Origin of the sequence: Segeticoccus rhizosphaerae (assembly GCF_009192725.1) — a bacterium.
Classification (GTDB): Bacteria; Actinomycetota; Actinomycetes; order Actinomycetales; family Dermatophilaceae; genus Segeticoccus; species Segeticoccus rhizosphaerae.
The window spans coordinates 1-832 of sequence record NZ_VOHR01000644.1; the positions used below are offsets into that span (position 1 = coordinate 1).

The window sequence follows — 832 nt, forward strand, 5'->3', positions numbered from 1 at the left end:
CGATAGCATATCGATGCAGTTCTTTTGAAGCATCAAAGCCCAGTTCGATAATGCTCGGACAACCTCGGTAGCCGTAATCAAACTTATCGCCCGGTGCTCCTGGATTATAGAAGATATTGACCAGCAGACGATCTGGGCTGCGTCCGAGAATCTCGATGTCTATCTCTTGATGTGGCGAGTTGCGGTGAAGAAAGAAACCGGTGATCACCCCTGGCACGTCAGAGGCTCTGAAGGTTGCTTCGAACCGTCCGAATAGAAAGTCGGCATGGCTGGTCAGAGCGCCAGCACTGTATTGGCGCACGCCAAGATCTTCGAGGCGCACATGTATCTTCGCTCCGTCGATCCCGTCGTGCTCGACATTCGAGGGACGGAATAGCGCCAGATTTCCAGTGAACGTGTCTGATCGCGCATTCCAACGCGAGAGATCAAGGTTCTGGAGGTTGTCTCCGGTCGGCCCCGAATCTCCACCTTCGTTTAGGGGCAGATGAGAAGTCTTTATACCTGACCAACCGCTACGGACCTGCTCAACGATCCATGGAGATTGATCCCACTTGGTCGCTGCGCGATTCCGCGCATGAATCGGCTGCTTGGGCGCTTCAATGTAGGGTCGCTGCCCAAGATCTTCCAACTTCGGGAAAGGGCACAAAGGCGGCACGCATCTGAGATGCTCGCAGAGAATTCTCCAAGCGTTGACGTCGCCGGTATCAAGCACGATTACGTCTGCGCCCTCAAGCCGAGGCAATAGCTCCTGGGTGATTTCAGATACCGAGTCGTCCTGCGTGTCTGTCAGGATAAACTTGGCTTCAGGATAGCCGCATCGAAGTTCCTCGAT

Annotated in this window: 1 protein-coding gene; it reads right to left on the reverse strand. The window is 54.2% G+C overall.

The genetic code is table 11. From position 1 onward, the window contains the following. A partial coding sequence (locus tag FRW57_RS22280; RefSeq protein ID WP_203230503.1) for a family 16 glycosylhydrolase occupies positions 1-832 on the reverse strand: 832 nt, incomplete at both ends.